The sequence below is a fragment of the Rhizobium sp. BK619 genome (genome assembly GCF_014195245.1).
Lineage (GTDB): Bacteria > Pseudomonadota > Alphaproteobacteria > Rhizobiales > Rhizobiaceae > Rhizobium > Rhizobium acidisoli.
The window spans coordinates 21506-36425 of sequence record NZ_JACIBH010000023.1 but is presented as its reverse complement, the minus strand read 5'-3'; the positions used below and the strand labels follow the sequence as shown (position 1 = coordinate 36425).

Here is a 14920-nt window from a genome sequence, read left to right as displayed (position 1 = left end):
CGGCCAGCTGCTACATCGACTGCGAGAACCACCACGAAGGCGACGCGCCATCGCACATCGGCAGCTAAGTTAGCGCCTATGGGGCTTGACCCGAGTATCCACGCCGCGCACACCACGTGCGTGCTACCGTCTTACCCTAACCCCCAACCCGGATCACCGCCTTGATCAGCCCGCTCTTCTCATGCGCCCAGCGCGAGAGATCTTGCGGCGTATCGGCCAGCACCGTGCGGTGGGTAATCAGCTTGTCCACCGGCACCAGCCCCTTGGCGATCGAAGCGACCACATGCTCGAAATCGACGCGGGTGGCGTTGCGGCTGCCGATCACCATCATCTCGCGTTTGTGGAATTCCGGGTCGGAGAAGCGGATATCGTCCTTGACGACGCTGACCAGCACCAGTGCGCCGCCATGGGCGACGAAGGAGAAGGCCTTTTCCATCGACGGGCCGTAGCCCGTCGCGTCGAACACCACGTCGAAACCGTCGCCATTGGTTTTTTCCCGCACGGCATCCGCAGTGCCTTCATCGGCGACGATGCCGGAGGCAAAGCCGAAGCGCTCGGCCGCCATTTGCAGCCGCTCAGCGCTGGTATCGAGCAGGGTCACCTCATGCCCTGCAATGCGCGAAAAGATCGCCGCCCCGAGCCCGATCGGTCCGGCGCCGATGACGAGCGAGCGTGCGCCGGAACCCGTCATCGAACGGCGCACCGCATGGGCGCCGATCGCCAGAAACTCAGCGGTGGCCGCAGCCTCGAGGCTCAGCCCCTCGGCGGCATAGAGGTTGCTTGCGGGAACCGAGATCTCCTCGCAGAAGGAGCCGTCCGTATGCACACCGAGCACCTTGATATTGGTGCAGCAGTTCGGCTTGCCCTTGATGCAGGCGACGCATTGGCCGCAGGAGAGATAGGGATTGACGATGACCGGTGTTCCCACAGCCATGGCCACGCCGTCGCCGGCTTCCAGCACCGTCGCCGATATCTCATGCCCCATCACCCGGGGATATTCGAGGAAAGGGTGCTTGCCCTCGAAGATATGATAATCCGTGCCGCAGATGCCGACATGGCTGACGGCAAGCCGCACCCAGCCGGGCGCCGGTGCCTCAGGCGATGGCCGCTCGACGATCTCGAGCACGCCGGGCTCCCGGCAAACAGCTGCTTTCATGACGGGTCTCGCATTCCTGGAAATTGAAGAGGCCGGCCTTTCGGGCCGGCTCTCTGGTGTCGCTCAATTGCTCTTGCGGCGGCGCAGCTGGTCGAAGAAGACGATCACGATGATCAGCAGTCCGGTGATGATGCGCTGCCAGAAGGAGTTGACGTTCAGAAGGTTGGCGCCGTTGTTGATGGTGGCGAGGATGAAGGCGCCGATCAGCGGGCCATGTACCGAGCCGACCGCGCCGAACAGGCTGGTACCGCCGATGACGGAGGAGGCGATCGCCTGCAATTCCCAGCCGTCGGCCTGCGTCGCATTGCCGATCGCGATGCGTGAGGCAAGCAGCACGCCGACGAAGGCGGCAAACGAAGCCGAGAGGATATAGGCGAGGTAGATCATGCCCTTGACGTTGACGCCGGAGAGGCGGGCAGCTTCCGCATTCGAGCCGACCGCGAAGAGATAGCGGCCCCAGCGGCTCAGATGCAGGAAGATGAAGGATGGCACGGCCACCAGGATGACCATCCAGAACAAGCTCGGAATGCTGAGCAGATCGGCGCGGGCGAAATTGCTGAAATTCTCATTGGTGATGTTGATCGTCGAGCCATTGGTGATCAACAGGCCGATGCCGCGCAGCGACGTCAGCGTCGCCAGCGTGATGATGAACGGCGGCAGGCCCATATGGACGATGCCGAAGCCATGGAAGGCGCCGATCGCCACGCCGATGGCGAGTGTCAGCACGATCGCACCCCAGACCGGCACGCCCGCCTGCAGCAGCCAGGCGATGATGACGGTACAGAAGCCGACGATGGCGCCGACCGAAAGGTCGATGCCGGCGGTGATGATAACGAAGGTCTGGCCGAGAGCCAGGATCGCCGTCATCGCCCCCTGGCGCAGCAGGTTCGAGATGTTGAGCGGCGTCCAGAAGCTCGGGGTAACCAGGCCGAGCACGATCCAGAGGAAGATCAGAAGCCCGATCAGCGTCAGGCCGAACAGGATGTTCATTTTCCGGCGCGGCGGCGGGGCGACGATTTCGGTAGGGGTGGCAGTCATGAATTTTCTCCCTCTTAGAGCATTTCCGCTTTCTTCAAGCCACGGAAATACTCTATCTCTTTGTTTTCAAGCAATTTTCCAGCAAAGCGATACGCGGTCTGCTGGAATTGCTTATGCTCAGACGCCGATCGCTTCGCTGAGCACTTCTTCATGCGTTGCCGCGTGGTAATCATGGCTCGCGACGATTTTGCCGCCGCGGAAGACATGCAGCCGGTCGGCCAGTTCATAAACTTCAGGCAGGTAAGAGGAGATCAGGATGATGCCCGCGCCCTCCTTCAGAAGCTTGGCGAACAGCCGGTAGATTTCCGCCTTGGTGCCGACGTCGACGCCGACTGTGGGTTCGTCGAAGATGAACAGCCGGGCGCCGTGGCTCAGCCACTTGCCGATGACGATCTTCTGCTGGTTGCCGCCCGACATGCTGGAGGCCGGAACACGCCGGCTTGGCGTCTTGATGCTGAGATCGCGGATCTGCTTGTCGGCATTGGCCGATTCCCGCGTGTGGTTGATGACCGGCCCGTGGCTGAGGCGCCCGAACACCGGCAGGTTGATGTTGAGGCCGATCGGCAGGTTGAGGCAAAGCCCCTGGTCGCGCCGGCTTTCCGGTGCCAGCGCAATGCCGAGCTCCATCGCCGTGCGCTCGTTGCGGATGTCGACACGTTTGCCCATCCACTCGATATCCCCGGCTGTCGTCGGCTGGCGGCCATAGAGCCCGAGCGCGAATTCGCTGCGCCCGGCGCCGATCAGACCATAGAGCCCGACGATCTGCCCGGCCTTGACGCTGAGCGACACGTCTTCGAAGCCCGGGCCGGAAAGCCCGCGGACCTCGACGATCGTCTCGCCGATGGCGATCTCTTCCTTGTGATAGATCTGCTCGATCGAGCGGTTGATCATCAGCGCGATCAGCTCGGCATCGTTGGTCTCGCCGATCAGCCGCGTGCCGACATGGGTGCCGTCGCGCAGCACCGAGACACGGTCGGCAAGCTCGAAGACTTCCTCCATGCGATGGCTGATGTAGACGATGGTGACGCCTTCGCCCTGCAGGCGGCGGATCAGCTTGAACAGCTGCGCGGATTCCTGGCGCGTCAGATAGGCTGTAGGTTCGTCGAAGATCAGGAACTGGGTGCCGCGCATGGCCGCGCGCGCCGTTGCCACCAGCTGCTGCTGGCCGATCGTCAGCGAGCTGAGCAGCGCGCCGGCCGGCAGGCCGAAGCCGAGATCGTCGAGCACGGCCTGCGCCAGCTTCTCCATCTGCTTCTTGCGCATCAGGCCGTAGCGGTTGACCTCGTCCCCGAGGAAGAGATTGGCAGCGACCGTCAGATGCCGGCAGAGCACGACTTCCTGGTGAACGGCGTTGATGCCGCGGGCGATTGCCTCGTTTGGCGTCGACAAGCCGACAGGCTGGCCGCACCACAGCACTTCGCCGGCCGTGCGGGTAATGACGCCGGTCAGCAATTTGATCAGGGTGGATTTGCCGGCGCCGTTTTCGCCGACGATGGCATGGATTTCACCGGCGAGAAAGGTCAGCGTCGCCGGTTTCAGCGCCTGCACATGACCGTAATTCTTCTGCAGGCCCTTGAGTTCGAGGATAGGCGATCCGGCGGGAATGCGATTGGCTTCTTTCAGCGTGGCGCTGTCATCATGGCGATGACTGACCTCTTCCAGTCCGATCATGGACCTCTCCTCCTTGTGTCACGTCTGCTCTCCATCCCCTGGTAAGCATGGCCGCTGGTAACCATAACATGGCCCCGGGTTACCATAACATGGATGGAAAAAGCCGCGCCGGTTTTTGAAGCCGGCGCGGCCTTGCTGTCTTGCTTACTTGATCTTCGGGTTCAGCAGCGCGTCGATCTTCGGATCGGCCATATTCGCCTTGGTGACGAGGTTGGCACCGGTGTCGACATTGGCTTCAACCTTCTCGCCCTTGGAGACGGCAAGCGCGGTCTTGATGCCGTCATAACCCATGCGGTAGGGGTCCTGAACGACCAGGCCGGCAATCGAGCCTTCCTTGAGGAAGCCGACCGTCTTGTCGTCGCTGTCGAAGCCGATGACCTTGATCTTGTCGCCGAGCTTGTTTTCGGCGATCGCCTGACCAACACCCTGCGCCAGGATCAGGTTCGAGGCGAAGACGCCGACGAGCTTCGGGTTGGCCGTAATCAGGTCGGTCATCATGTTGAGGCCGGTCGTCGCCTGGCCGTCGCCGTACTTGTCGGCAATGACTTTCAGGCCCGGATGCTTGGTCTTGATCTGATCGAGGAAGCCTTCGCGACGCTGTTCCAGCGAGCCGACGCCGGGAAGGTTGGTGAGGATGACGATTTCACCCTCTTCCTTGCCGGTCATCTCCTTGATGGCGGCGGCAAGACCGTCGGCGGCGATACGGCCGCCCTGGACGTTGTCGGTCGTCAGGAACGACTTGAAGGCTTTGGAGTCGGCGCCTGAGTCTATGCCGATGATCGGAACCGACTTGGCAGCTTCATCGATCGGCTTGCCGAGCGCCTTGAATTCGGTCGGCGAGATGACGACGGCGGCCGGCTTGCCGGCAACGGCATTTTCCAGAATGCTGATCTGGCCGTTGACGTCGGACTCTGCCTGGGCGCCGAGTTCCGGTACCTTGACGCCGAGATCCTGGCCTGCCTTGCGGGCGCCGGCCAGAACGATCTGCCAGTAGAAGGACGTTGTGTCCTTGACGATGATCGGGATCGTCACGTCGGCGGCAAAGGACGTGACCGGCATCGCGGTGGCGATAACGGCAGCGCCGGCAAGCGCGGTAAAGGCGCGGCGCGACAGAAGGGATTTCACGATGGTCATAAGGGTTCTCCTCTCAAGATGCGTTCTCCTCCGAATAAATCGGCCGCTGAACGCAGGCGGACGATTTTTATCGATAAAAAACATTTGCAGGCAGAAGCTAGCTGAGGCGCAGTCAAATTGCAAGAGCGCCGATCCGGCTTTTTTGCTTTGGTAAACTCCTGCCAAGCAACTGATTTCATTTCAATACAACGATAACCTAAAATAGGTATCAGCCGAGATCGACCTCGTGCGGATGCACGACGCCCTTTTTCAAAATCAGATTGCCGTAGAGCCGGAATTCCGTCGTCGCGACGATATAGGCAGCCTTGCGGGCCATCGCGTAGAAGGCGAAGCGTTCGACCGGCACGATCGGAAAATTACCGGCGCGCCTGGCAACGATCTGTTGGAACTCGGCGCAGACCTCCGGCATGGCTTGCGGGTCGCCGACCACCTCCATCCGCCAGGCCGCTTCCGGCACGAAGGTGTCGAGCGGCATATGGGCGAGGATCGCTTCGGCCATCGCGGTGGCGCTGACGCCGTCGGCGCGAATGACCGGCGGGCCCATCGAGCCCGAGGGGAAATTGGCGTCCGATATGACGATGTCGTCGCCATGCCCCATCGTCTTCAATGCGTGGAGCAGGTCGGGGCCGAGCAGCGGATGAATACCCTTCAGCATAGTGTCTCCTCAGACTCGGACAGCTTCGGCGCCGAGCGGCGGCGCAACCAGCGTATAGGGTTCGAATTCGGCATAGATCTCGTCGGCAAGCCGTGGCTCGACGATTTCCATATTGCGCATCAGGCTCGACGGTTTGGCCGTGCCGATCAGCACCGATGCGACGACCGGTTCGCGCAGCGGAAACTGCAGGGCCGGTGCGGCGAGCGGCACGCCGTGGCGCTTGGCGATCGCCTCCATGGCGCCGACCTTGGCAAGCACCTCGTCATCGGCCGGCATATAATCGAAATGTGAACCGGGCACCGGGCCGGTGGCGAGAATGCCTGAGTTGAAGACGCCGCCGACGACCAGCGACGTGCCCTTCTTCAGGCAGAGCGGCAGAAGTTCGGCGACTGCCGAGCGGTCGAGCAGCGTGTAGCGGCCGGCCATCAGGATGCAGTCGAGATCGGCGTTGCGCATGACGTCGAGGCAGACGGGCACCTCGTTGACGCCGAGGCCGAAGGCGGAGATGGCGCCCGAGGATTTCAGTTCTTCCAGCGCCTTGATGCCGGAATCGAGCAGCTGCTTCTGGTAGACGGCATTCTTCGCCGCGCCATGCGTATAGACGCCGATATCGTGGACGTAGAGAATGTCGATGCGGTTGAGGCCGAGGCGCGCATAGCTGAACTCGACCGAGCGCATGATGCCGTCATAGGAATAGTCGTAATCGGCATCGAAAGAGAGCGGATCGACATAGCTGTAGTCGGGCACGGTTCCGGTCGGCACCGGCCTGAGCAGCCGGCCGACCTTGGTCGACAGCACGTAGGAACCATCCGGCTGGTCGCGCAGGAAATCGCCGACGCGGCGTTCGGCGAGGCCCAGCCCGTACCAGGGCGCCACGTCGAAATAGCGGATGCCGCTGTCCCAGGCTGCCTGCAGCGTGTCCATCGCTACCTCGCGCGGGCAGGCGCGGTAGAGGCCGCCGAGCGCTGCCGCGCCGAAGCTGATTTCGGTCACCTCGAGCTTGGTCTTGCCGATGCGTCTCGTCTTCATCATGCTTCCTCGTCAAGCCTTGGGATTTTCTATTTCAGATCAGAGCGTTGCGCCGAGATGCCAGGGCACGAATTCATTGTCGCCGTAGCCGAAGAGTTCGCTCTTGGTCTTCTTGCCGGAGGCCGTGTCGACGATGAGCTCGAAGATCTCGCGGCCCTTGCCGCTGATCGTCGCATCGCCGGTAGCGATGGTGCCGCAATCGATGTCCATGTCCTCTTCCATCGAGGCATAGAGCGCCGAATTGCTGGAAAGCTTCAGCGACGGCGCCGGCCGGCAGCCGAAGCAGCTGCCGCGGCCGGTGGTGAAGGCGATCATGTTCGCTCCGCCGGCCACCTGGCCGGTCGCCGAGACCGGGTCGTAGCCTGGCGTGTCCATGAAGACGAGGCCGGGGGCGGTGACCCGCTCGGCGTAACCGTAGACAGCCGTCAGCGGCGAGCGCCCGCCCTTGGCGACCGCGCCGAGCGATTTTTCCAGGATGGTGGTCAGCCCGCCGCGTTTGTTGCCGGGCGAGGGATTGTTGTCGAGCGAGGCGCCGTGCAGGGCGACATAATCCTCCCACCAGGCGATTTTCTCGTCGAGTTTCCTGGCCACATCGTCGCTGACGGCGCGGCTGCGCAGCAGATGTTCGGCGCCATAGATTTCCGAGGTTTCCGACAGGATCGCCGTGCCGCCGGCGGCTGCCAGCAGATCGGCCGCGACCCCCAGCGCCGGATTGGCGGTGATGCCGGAAAAGCCGTCCGAGCCGCCGCATTGCAGGCCGATGATGATCTCGCCGATCGACATCGGCACGCGTTTTTCCTTGCCGACATCGGCGGCGATTTCGCGCAGCATGCCCATGGCCCGCTCGACGGCGCGGCGCGACCCGCCGGCATCCTGGATGTTGAAATGCCGCTTCGAGGCGCCCGCGCCACTCTGGCCGTAAAGCGTCAGCTGGTTGACCTCGCAGCCGAGGCCGATCATCAGCACGCCGCCGAAATTGACATGCCTGGTATAGCCGGCAAGTGTGCGGTGCAGCACGTTCATACCGTCGCCGGTCGAGCTCATGCCGCAGCCCTGGTCGTGCACGATCGGCACGAAACCATCGATGCCGTCATAATGCGGCAGGATCGTCCGGTTGGCCTCGTCGGCGATTGCCCGGCAGACCGTGGTGGAACAGTTCACGCTGGCGATGATGCCGATATAGTTGCGGGTCGCCGCCCGCCCGTCGGCGCGGCGATAACCCATGAAGGTGCGCGCTTTGTCTTCGCCAGTCGCTGTCTCCGGCGCCGAATTGGCGGTCGCCGCCAGCCGGTCGTTTTCGAAATGCAGGTTGTGGCTATGCACGTGGTCGCCGGCCTTGACGTCTGCCGTCGTGCGGCCGATCGCCTGTCCGTATTTCACTACGGCTGCGCCGAGCGGAATATCTGAAATCGCCACCTTGTGGCCGGGGTCGATTTTTTCACGGGTTTCGATGCCGGCAACCGTCGAACCCGGCGCGATGGCCGCCGTTGCGACCGCGACATTGTCACCAGCCGACAGGATGATCCAAGGCAGTTTGTCCAAGTCTCTTCTCCCCAGAGCATGACACCGAAAAATCTGAGCGGTTTTCGGACGACATCATGCTCCAACTCTTGAATTCAGGAAACACTCGCTGCATCGGCGAATGCGCATTGATTTTGTTTTTTATCTACAATAAACATTTTCAAGTCAACGGGAATATCGATCCTGTGGACGAGGGAGGCAATGAGCCGCAGGCGACCGGAAATAAGCTAAAAGGTCGTTTGAACAAGCCCCGGTCTGTTCGCCCCTGCTTTGCAGAGGCGGTGGACACGAGGGCGGAAAGCGGGGGTCTGGTGGCAAGGCAGAATACGGTCTTCAAGGAAGCCTACAACAGGTATGCCGTGGCCCTGCGCACGGATACCGCACTGCCCTCCGAGCCGGAGATCGCCGCCCAGCTCGGCGTCAGCCGCTCCACCGCGCGCGCCATCCTGACCCGCCTCAGCGAGGAGGGCATCATCCGCTGGAACAAGCGCCAGAAGATCGTGCTGCGTCAACCCACAGACCGCGACCTCTTTCCCTCCGAAGAAACCGACTCCCTGCACGACATCATCGAGCGCAGCTTCATGCAGCGCATCCTTGCCGATGATGCGGCCCCCGGCATGCAGATCAACGAGCTGGAGCTTGCCCGCGAGATCGGCACCGGCACAACAAGCGTGCGCGAGTTCCTGATCCGCTTCTCCCGCTTCGGTCTCATCGAGAAACGGCCGAACAGCCACTGGACGCTGAAAGGCTTTACCCGCGAATTCGCCCTCGAACTGGCCGATGTGCGCGAGATGTTCGAGCTTCATTCCGCCGCCGAATTCGGCCGGCTTGCCAGGGACAGCCAGGCCTGGATCGATCTTGCCGCCATCCGCGACGAACATCACGCCATGCTTGCCGACATCAACCAGCGCTTCAAGGATTTCTCCGTCCTCGACGAACGCTTCCACCTGCTGATCCACCGCGCTTCGAAGAACCGCTTCATCGCCGATTTCTACGACGCCATCGCCATCGTCTTCCACTATCATTACCAGTGGAACAAGACCGCCGCCCGCGAACGCAACGAACGCGCCATCCACGAGCATCTGGATTACATCGCAGCGCTTGAATCCGGCGACCAGGCCGCAATCGAGAAAGCCTGCCGCATCCACCTGCGCTCCGCCCGCCAGACCCTGCTGCAATCCCTGCCCCAGATGGCGACCGAGAGCAGCTGAGCGTAAGCGAAGGGTGACGAAATGGCCTGCCGTGCAGCCCCCTCATCCGACCCTTCGGGCCACCTTCTCCCCGAGGGGAGAAGAGGGAGCAAGGCGCGCCGACAATAGCCAAACGCATTCCTTCTTCTCACAGGCACTTCGTCCAACAAGGTCGATGGCGCAGCGGCAATCTCCCTCTTCTCCCCACCGGGGCTATCAGATGCACACATCTCAATTCGGCACCGAATGAAGCTCATGTATCGGAGTCTTATTCAACCAATAACGGTTGATTTTGAAGTATTGAGCCCGTTTTCCGAGTCAAAAGAAGATAGTCGGCTAATCTTTTCGTCCAGATGCAAGCTATTGAAATTATTGGATCTTATCCGATGTGTGAATCTAATAGCCCACCGGGGAGAAGGTGGCCCGCAGGGCCGGATGAGGGGGCCACACGGCACAACGCTAAACGTCGGGCATCATGAAACCTTCTGATCAATAAGCCGTTATCGTGCTTATGAGCGGCGCAAAACCTAAACCGAAATCGGTCGACGATACCGAACCGCAGGGTTCCGAGACGGCGGCTGAGGAGAAGCCATCGACTGCCGAGGCCGTGCCGCCGCCAGATGTCCCACCGCCAGAAGTCCCCCCGCCGGATGTAATTGAACCCGGTCCGGAACTCACGCCCGAGGAGGCCGAGCAGGCGCGCAAGAAGTATCTGCTCAAGCGGTTCTGGATCAGCGCGCGCCATTACTGGGGCCGCGGCGGCGACAAGTTCGCCTGGCCTTGCACAATCGGTCTGTTGGCCCTGATCGGCATCAATGTCGGCTTCCAATATGGAATCAATCTGTGGAACCGGGGGATTTTCGACGCCATCGAGCGACACGATGCCGGCACCGTCTATTTCCTGAGCGCCGTCTTCGTGCCGCTGGTGCTCGGCACCGTCGCTGTTGTCACCACCCAGGTGGCGCTTCGCATGATGATCCAGCGCCGCTGGCGTTCCTGGCTGACGACCGCGGTCATCGGGCGCTGGCTGGCAAACGGCCGTTATTATCAACTGAACCTGATCGGCGGCGACCACAAGAACCCCGAGGCGCGTATTTCGGAAGATTTGCGGATTGCCACCGAAGCCCCCGTCGATTTCATTGCCGGGGTCATTTCCGCATTCCTGGCCGCCTCGACCTTCATCGTCGTGCTCTGGACGATCGGCGGGGCGTTGACGCTGCCGATCGCCGGTTTCACCGTCACCATTCCCGGCTTTCTCGTCGTCACCGCGGTTCTCTATGCCGCGATCACCTCCAGTTCGATGGCGTTCATCGGTCGCCGTTTCGTCCAGGTCTCCGAGGCCAAAAATCAAACCGAAGCCGAATTTCGCTACACGCTGACGCATGTGCGGGAAAACGGCGAGAGCATCGCCTTGCTCGGCGGCGAAGAGGAGGAGCGCAACGACCTCCACAAGACCTTCACCAATGTGCTCGGGCAATGGGCGCTGCTGGCCCGCCAGCACATGCGCACGACGCTGGTGTCGCATGGATCCATGCTGATTGCCCCGGTCGTGCCGGTCCTGCTCTGCGCTCCAAAATTTCTCGAAGGCAGCATGACGCTCGGCCAGGTCATGCAGGCAGCCTCAGCCTTCGCCATCGTCCAGGGTGCGTTCGGATGGCTGGTCGACAACTATCCCCGCCTTGCCGATTGGAACGCCTGCGCACGACGTATCGCGTCGCTGATGATGTCGCTCGACGGGCTGGAGCGGGCCGAACAGAGTGACGCGCTCGGCCGCATCAAGCGCGGCGAGACGGAAGGCGAGGCGATGCTGAGCCTGAACGACCTCTCGGTATCGCTCGACGACGGCACCGCCGTGGTCACGGAAACCCAGGTGGCGATCGAACCCGGCGAGCGGGTGCTCGTCTCCGGAGAATCCGGCTCGGGCAAGAGCACGCTGGTGCGGGCGATCGCCGGTCTTTGGCCCTGGGGTGACGGCAGCGTCAATTTCCACGCCGACCGGCGCTTGTTCATGCTGCCGCAACGACCCTACATTCCCTCCGGGACGCTGCGCCGCGCCGTCGCCTATCCCGGCGCTGCCGACAGCTGGACCTCGGATGAGATCAAGGCGGCTCTCGACAAGGTCGGACTGGCTTACCTGAACGACAAGATCGAAGAAGACGCGCCATGGGACCAGACCCTGTCGGGCGGCGAAAAGCAGCGGCTCGCCTTTGCGCGCCTGCTGCTGCATACGCCGGATATTATCGTGCTCGATGAAGCAACCTCGGCACTCGATGAAAAGAGCCAGGACCGGATGATGCAGATGGTGATCCAGGAATTGCCCGAGGTGACCATCATCAGCGTCGCCCATCGCGCCGAGCTCGAGGTCTTCCATAGTCGCAAGATCACCCTGGAGCGGCGCGAGGGCGGCGCAAAGCTCGTCAGCGATATCGACCTGATCAAGCGCAAGAGAAAACGGACCTTGCTGTCACGCGTTTTGGAGAACCGCCGCTCGCCGCGAAAGGCCGGCACGGCCTTGAACAAGACGCGCAGCCCCTGAATAGAAACTGACCTTCGCTTGGTCGCGGTGCCCGGTGGGCCAGCGTTTTCTATTGCTCATTCTGGGGCAAGTTGTCGGTGATATCGTAATAGTCGCCTTTATCGGCGACAAAGATATGCATTTTCAGTTTGGTTTCGGTCGGGCTGTCAAATGCACCCATCGCGACAGCAATCCAGTCTCGATGCGGCGGATCCCAAAACAGCGATGATCCACATACCGCGCAAAATCCACGCCTCACCTTTTCCGAGGATTGATACCAGGTGACGCTTTCGCCTCCACGGATCGTGATCTGACGTCGAGGCACGTCGGTTGAAGCGAAAAAGTGTCCGGATTGTTTTCGGCATTTGGAGCAGTGGCATGCGTCCGGCGCTTGCAGATCGCCTTCGATCTCAAAAGTTACAGCGCCACATAGACAGGATCCTTTGTGCATGAGCGTTCCTCTCATAAGTCCAATATTGCCTTTAAACCTGCGCCGAGGATCCGGCTGTTACCGCTCGCCCGCCGAAGCCTCAGCGCCGGCAATCCGATCCAGGTTGTCGATCAGCCGCCTGAGCAGTTCGACGAGCTGCACTGCTTCCGCCTCCGTAAACCCGGCCAATGCCTCGCTGTTTCCGTGGAACAAGGCCGCAATGGCTGCCGGCATACCCTCTCGTGCCGCCTTCGTCAGTACGATGTGGCTGCTGCGCCCGTCGGCGGGGTCGCGCGTCCGCTCGATCAAGCCATCCCGCTCCATGCGGGCGAGCATCTGCGCCATCGGCGGTTGCTCCACCCTGGCAAAGCGGGCGAGGTCGCGCTGCGTGCTTGCCTTGCCATCTCCAAGCGCCACCAGCACCGGCAACTGGCCGACACCGAAGCCGAGCGGTTTGAGGCGCATCTCGCTCAGCCGAGCAAAGCCCCGCGCCGCAAGACTGATGAGATGCCCTGGTGTTGAAAGCACGTCTTCGCCCATCCGCTTCCCCCACTTCACCCGCTTGACCACAAGATATATATGCACGTATATATCTCCATGAACGGCCTTCGACAATGCCGTTTCGACAGCGAATGTTTCAATCATCATCGGGGAAGCGATATGCCGCAAAATGATGTTGAGATGATCAAGCGCATTTATGCCAGCTTCAATGCGAGAGACATCGACGCGGTCCTTGCCGTCCTTGCCGATGACGTCGCCTGGGCCAACGGCATGGAGGGCGGCCATATCCATGGTCGCGAGGCCGTGCGCGATTATTGGACTGGTCAGTGGGCCGTCATCAGCCCGCATGTCGAGCCGGTCGCATTCGAAAAAACCGAAGATGGCGCCCTCGCTGTCGAGGTGATCCAGTCGGTCTTCGATTTGGACGGCCGGCCGCTGCAGGGACAAACCCACGGCCTGCGGGACAAGACCGTCACGCATATCTTCCGCATCGAAGGCGACAAGATTACTCGCTTCGATATCGGGGATGGCGTGTCAGCCCGGGCTTGAGCATCGAACCGCCTAATGCGAGGTCGCCTCGCTTGCGACGGCCGCGCCTTCGCTTTTCCGGCCATGCCCGACCGGGATCAGCCAGGTGGTGAAGAAGGTCAGCACCGCGACGACCACCACGCCCCAGAAGCTCCAGTGCAAGGCCGCATTGAAGACGGCGCGGATCGCCGGATCGGCGGCAAGCGCCGAAAGCCCGGTCGGCTGGTTCAGCGCCTCGTGCAGGCCGGCCGCCGCCTCGCCGCCGGCATAATGATTGATGCCGGCATTGAGGATGGCGCCGAGCACGGTGGCGCCGAGCGTATTGCCGAGGCTGCGGGCAAAGATGATCGAGGCGGTGGCGCTGCCGCGCATCGACCATTCGACGCTGTCCTGCACCAGCACGATGCTGGTGAGGCTGATCAGGCCCATGCCGAAGCCCATGAAGAAGGAGCCGGCGCCGGCAAGCGCCGGCGAACTTTCCGGTGTCAGGAACAGCAGGAAACAGGCGCCGAACGGAAACAGCAGGCTGCCGACGCGCAATGTGCGGCGGATGCCGAAGGCTTTATAGAAGCGGCTGGAAAGCATCACCGCCAGCGGCCAGCCGACGACGAGCATGGTCAGCGTGAAGCCGGCAACGATCGGCGAGCGGCCGAGCACGCCCTGCACATAGATCGGCAGGATGGTGGAAAGCCCGATCAGCGCCATGCCGGCCAAGAGCGTTGCCGCATTGCTGGTGGCGATCAGCCGGCGGCTCCAGAGCGGGATCGAAATGATCGGCTCCGGCGCCCGCTTCTCCTGGGCGAGGAAGAGAAGGCCCGCAATGATGAAGACGGCGAAAAGCGACAGCAGGATCCAGGCGCTCGCATCGGTTTCCGTCAGCATGACGAGCAGCGCGACGATCGAGATCGAAAACAGCACCGATCCGAGGTAATCGATCTTTGCCTGCTTGTGCGCCACCTCCTCCTTCAGGAAGATCATGAAGGCGACGATCGAGAGAATGCCGATCGGCAGGTTGATCCAGAAGATCCAGGCCCAGGAAATATTGTGGACGATAATGCCGCCGGCAAGCGGCCCGACGACGGCCGACGTCGCCCAGACGGTCGCCATCGCGCCCTGCACGCGGCCGCGCTCCTCGAGCTTGAACAGATCGCCGATGATCGTCATCGTCACCGGTTGGATGGCGCCGGCGCCAAGCCCCTGCAGCAGCCGGAACAGCACCAGCGACATCATCGACCAGGCAAGCCCGCAGAGCAAAGAGCCGACAAGGAAGATCAGGATGCCGCCGATCAGCACCGGCTTGCGCCCAAAGATGTCGGAAAGCTTGCCGTAGATCACCGTCGTCGTCGACTGCGCCAGCAGAAACGCCGAAAACACCCAGCTGTAATAGGAAAAACCGCCGAGCTGCCCGACGATGCGCGGCATCGCGGTCGCCACGATCGTCGCCTCGATCGCCACCATGAAGGTTGCGAACATGATGGTCGCGACGACAAGCACGCGGTTCGAGCGATGCGCTGCATTCGACATGACAACCTCTTCGGGTGCTCCGCGGACG

13 protein-coding genes are annotated in these 14920 nt (G+C 61.9%); 3 read left to right on the top strand and 10 right to left on the bottom strand.

Features of this window, described 5'->3' with window-relative positions:
- Window positions 1-136: 136 nt before the first annotated feature.
- The 7 genes from FHX14_RS31785 to FHX14_RS31755 form a co-directional block, all read right to left on the bottom strand.
- Entirely contained in the window at window positions 137-1156 is a 1020-nt protein-coding gene (locus FHX14_RS31785; protein ID WP_184381050.1) for a zinc-binding alcohol dehydrogenase family protein, read from the bottom strand.
- A 63-nt stretch (window positions 1157-1219) separates the two neighbouring features.
- Window positions 1220-2194, bottom strand: coding sequence for an ABC transporter permease (locus tag FHX14_RS31780; protein ID WP_003588807.1), 975 nt, complete (start codon window positions 2192-2194; stop codon window positions 1220-1222).
- Window positions 2195-2311: 117 nt separating this feature from the next.
- Window positions 2312-3865 carry a sugar ABC transporter ATP-binding protein gene (locus tag FHX14_RS31775; protein ID WP_184381048.1) on the bottom strand — a complete coding sequence of 518 codons (1554 nt, stop codon included), beginning with the start codon at window positions 3863-3865 and terminating at the stop codon, window positions 2312-2314.
- Window positions 3866-4009: 144 nt separating this feature from the next.
- A complete protein-coding gene (locus tag FHX14_RS31770) occupies window positions 4010-4999 on the bottom strand; it encodes an ABC transporter substrate-binding protein (RefSeq protein ID WP_003588805.1) in 990 nt (329 codons plus the stop codon).
- Window positions 5000-5207: 208 nt separating this feature from the next.
- Complete coding sequence (locus FHX14_RS31765) at window positions 5208-5654, bottom strand: RbsD/FucU domain-containing protein (RefSeq protein WP_179613691.1); 447 nt, start codon at window positions 5652-5654, stop codon at window positions 5208-5210.
- A 9-nt stretch (window positions 5655-5663) separates the two neighbouring features.
- Entirely contained in the window at window positions 5664-6683 is a 1020-nt protein-coding gene (locus FHX14_RS31760) for an aldo/keto reductase (protein WP_184381046.1), read from the bottom strand.
- 39 nt (window positions 6684-6722) lie between these two features.
- A complete protein-coding gene (locus tag FHX14_RS31755) occupies window positions 6723-8225 on the bottom strand; it encodes an altronate dehydratase family protein (protein WP_184381044.1) in 1503 nt (500 codons plus the stop codon).
- 290 nt (window positions 8226-8515) lie between these two features.
- Between FHX14_RS31755 and FHX14_RS31750 the strand changes: the two genes are divergently transcribed.
- A complete protein-coding gene (locus FHX14_RS31750; protein WP_183693901.1) occupies window positions 8516-9415 on the top strand; it encodes a GntR family transcriptional regulator in 900 nt (299 codons plus the stop codon).
- 490 nt (window positions 9416-9905) lie between these two features.
- Entirely contained in the window at window positions 9906-11930 is a 2025-nt protein-coding gene (locus tag FHX14_RS31745) for an ABC transporter ATP-binding protein/permease (RefSeq protein ID WP_184381054.1), read from the top strand.
- 49 nt (window positions 11931-11979) lie between these two features.
- Here FHX14_RS31745 and FHX14_RS31740 read toward each other — a convergent pair whose 3' ends face one another.
- Window positions 11980-12360, bottom strand: a complete 381-nt coding sequence (locus FHX14_RS31740) for a GFA family protein (protein ID WP_184381042.1) — start codon at window positions 12358-12360, stop codon at window positions 11980-11982.
- Between the two features lie 57 nt (window positions 12361-12417).
- Entirely contained in the window at window positions 12418-12879 is a 462-nt protein-coding gene (locus FHX14_RS31735; protein ID WP_184381052.1) for a MarR family transcriptional regulator, read from the bottom strand.
- A gap of 120 nt (window positions 12880-12999) precedes the next feature.
- Here FHX14_RS31735 and FHX14_RS31730 point away from each other — a divergent pair, with 120 nt between their 5' ends.
- Complete coding sequence (locus FHX14_RS31730) at window positions 13000-13389, top strand: nuclear transport factor 2 family protein (protein ID WP_184381040.1); 390 nt, start codon at window positions 13000-13002, stop codon at window positions 13387-13389.
- A gap of 12 nt (window positions 13390-13401) precedes the next feature.
- On the opposite strand, the gene FHX14_RS31725 is transcribed toward FHX14_RS31730, so the two are convergent.
- Complete coding sequence (locus FHX14_RS31725) at window positions 13402-14892, bottom strand: MDR family MFS transporter (RefSeq protein ID WP_184381038.1); 1491 nt, start codon at window positions 14890-14892, stop codon at window positions 13402-13404.
- Between the last annotated feature and the right edge of the window lie 28 nt (window positions 14893-14920).